Source organism: Legionella tunisiensis (assembly GCF_000308315.1).
Lineage (GTDB): Bacteria > Pseudomonadota > Gammaproteobacteria > Legionellales > Legionellaceae > Tatlockia > Tatlockia tunisiensis.
In genome coordinates, this window is the sequence record NZ_CALJ01000229.1 from 1 (window position 1) to 2,914 (window position 2,914).

Here is a 2,914-nt window from a genome sequence, read left to right on the forward strand (position 1 = left end):
CTGTCACTTACATGCCTATTTCATTGACCACAACCACTGGAACTTGAGGGGTAATATCCTGGATTGAATGAATTGTCGTTGCATCCACATTAAGCCCAACAAAAGTAAGCGTCGCGCCATTGGCAAAGTTCACATTTAAATCTTGCCCATTATTACTGTTAGAAAATGGATTTTGTTGATCCAGTAAATTGTCCAGATCATTAACATCCTCAACATTGATTACACTTTCAAATTTAAGCATATCCTGCGCCCGATTGAAATTATGAATCGTATTATTGCCTTTTAGTGTTTCAAGATTAAGTAATAAAGTATCTTGATCCGTATCAAATCCCAGATCGATAGTGTTGTTTCCAGATCCTCCATCAACAATATCAGCTCCCTTACCAGCATAAATGGTATCATTTCCTTCTTGCCCGAAGATTTTGTCATTTCCGGAGCCACCCTCAAGAATATCATGCCCTCCAGACCTTGTATTACCATTCGCTAACACTGTTTCCTGAGCTAATTCATGAGTATGATTATTGATATAATCCAGCGTATCAGATCGAGTCCAGTTGTATTGTGCATTGCTTTCCAACTCATCAAAAACTGCCCACCCTGAACCTAGTGGTAAATCAAGTCCCTTATCGCTTGCCAGTTTATCGGTAAAAACTCATCACCAAAAATCAGGTCATTATCACCATAGCCTAGAATATGGTCGCTACCAGCCGCATTTAAGGTAGTAAATGGATTTAATTGCGCTAAAATATCGTTTAAGATAGCGGGTGAATTGGCATTAAAAGCCGTTCCCGTACTGTCAATGCTATTCAGGTAACTGGTAGCGGCAGCATTATCAATGGATACTGCGCGTAATATTCCATGACTTTGTAGCGCATCCACCTCATTAAAGGTATCAGCAATACTTCTTACGTAGTCATTAGAGCCGCCGCTAGAAAACGTAGTACTAGTAACATTCAATGTTTCAAAATCACCATCACTATCGTTATCCACTCGGTATTGCCGTGAACCATCAAGATCCCGTGAGTTAGATTCTGAGATTAGATTATTAAAATCACGTGTTGTCGCACCACCTGCTTCAGTACCATATAAATTTCTAATAAGCACTTCTTCTGTTAAAGAGCCATGACCCATAACAGAATTTTGATTCGTATAATTTGTGGAGTCACCATCCATATAGAATGTGGGTAAACCATCAGTTAAAAAGATGGTTTGTTGGATATCCGCTGCTTCGGCTGAGGTGCTAAACCACTGATGAGTTGCCCCTAAAGCTGCTTCGTAGTTAGTACCTCCTGTTGCTTGCAGACCCGCAATAAAATTAAGAGCGCCTGACAAACCAGCAGCCGTACTAATATCAAAAGTGGCCTGATTATTTACAACTGTACTAAAGGAGGTTAAATGAACATTAATTGTAGCATTCTCTGTATCTGATAGTTGATTTAACAAATTAGCTACTAAATTTTTCATGACAGTTAAACGGGATTGATTATTACCAAAGATTTCACCCATACTGCCGGATGTATCAAGGATAAAGGCTAAATTGGCTACCTTCCCTACAACTTCTACACCGCCAACATCTCCCACTAAAATATCGACTCTTCCATCGCCAGATATTGTGCCTTGCCCACTACCAACTTCATAATTGGGTAAACTATTTCCACTATCATTCGTATTTGTCCCTACTATAAGTACGGGAGGAGAGGTATCATGAGTATTAATAACTAAATTAGCCGAACTATAATCACCATCGCCATCACGAATGGTATAAACAAATTGTTCAGTATTATCTTCCAATGTTTCATAGGATGTATAAGTGTAATCACCATTAGTAAAATCGAATCTTAGACTTCCATGGAATTGTGTGTCTTCAATAAGAACAAAGCGATGACCATTGGCATCAATCGCAGCATCCTCAGCTAAATAAGTAACCCCATTATGCTCTAGGGAAACTACTTTCGGATCTGCTTCACCATCAGCACCATAAGAATCGATTTGCCCATTCGGACTAGGATTTGAGATTACATTACCATTGACAAAATTTGCTTCATTAACGTTATTTAGATTATCAAAGGCCACTGGACCATCATCATCAAAACCAATATTACCTCCCAAATCGAGCACCTTAGAGGATGTGCTGGTATCGCCATCTCCGTCGGTAATGGTTGCCGTAGCTAATAATCCAACTAGCCCATTGTTTAACCAAATTTGCTGGGCAGCGTAATTAGCGTTTGTACCCGGTAAGTCGTGATCGATTTCACGTTGTTGTGTAAGTGTCACTAAACCACTACCAGAGTTAACCCCTAGTGAAAACACGGTATTTGCCCCAGTGACACCCGCTTCCGTTGACGACGTAGAACCGATAATTTCCCCGTCGATGTTGTAGAGATGAATCGCCTGACCATCGGATTTTAAACCGGAATCAACCCCAGAAGCTGCCAGTAAATCAAGGCCATAAGTCCATGCCACAGAACCAGACCCATCCGCACCATAATTAGAGGTTGCATTAAAGGCGGCAGCAAAGGATGCCGTAGCCACATCAAATGCTGTACCGACTGTTTGCGCATCCTGGGTATTCAATAAAATCGTGTTGTTATCCGTTGCTGCCACAGCAATGTTTGGACCGTCGTCGTCAAAAACAACATTGCCCCCTAAATCAACCACCTTGGAATCCGTATTGGTATCGCCATCACCATCGGTGATCGTGGCTGTACCGGTTAATCCCACCAAGCCTGTATTTAAACTGATTTCCTGGGACTCATAGTTCGCACTGGAACCAGGCAAGCCATGATCGATTGCCAGCCATTGCGTGAGGGTCACATCCCCGGTACCCGCATTCACTGCCAGTGAAAACACGGTATTTGCCCCAGTGACACCCGCTTCCGTTGACGACGTAGAACCGATAATTTCCCCGTCGATG

Annotated in this window: 2 protein-coding genes; both read right to left on the minus strand. The window is 41.9% G+C overall.

What is annotated here, in order from left to right; translation table 11 throughout:
- Positions 1 to 7: 7 nt before the first annotated feature.
- Positions 8 to 577, minus strand: coding sequence for a hypothetical protein (locus tag BN58_RS13705; RefSeq protein WP_019217322.1), 570 nt, complete (start codon positions 575 to 577; stop codon positions 8 to 10).
- A 26-nt stretch (positions 578 to 603) separates the two neighbouring features.
- Positions 604 to 2,914, minus strand: a 2,311-nt coding sequence (locus tag BN58_RS13710; RefSeq protein WP_019217323.1) for a DUF5801 repeats-in-toxin domain-containing protein, incomplete at its 5' end; no start/stop codon positions are given.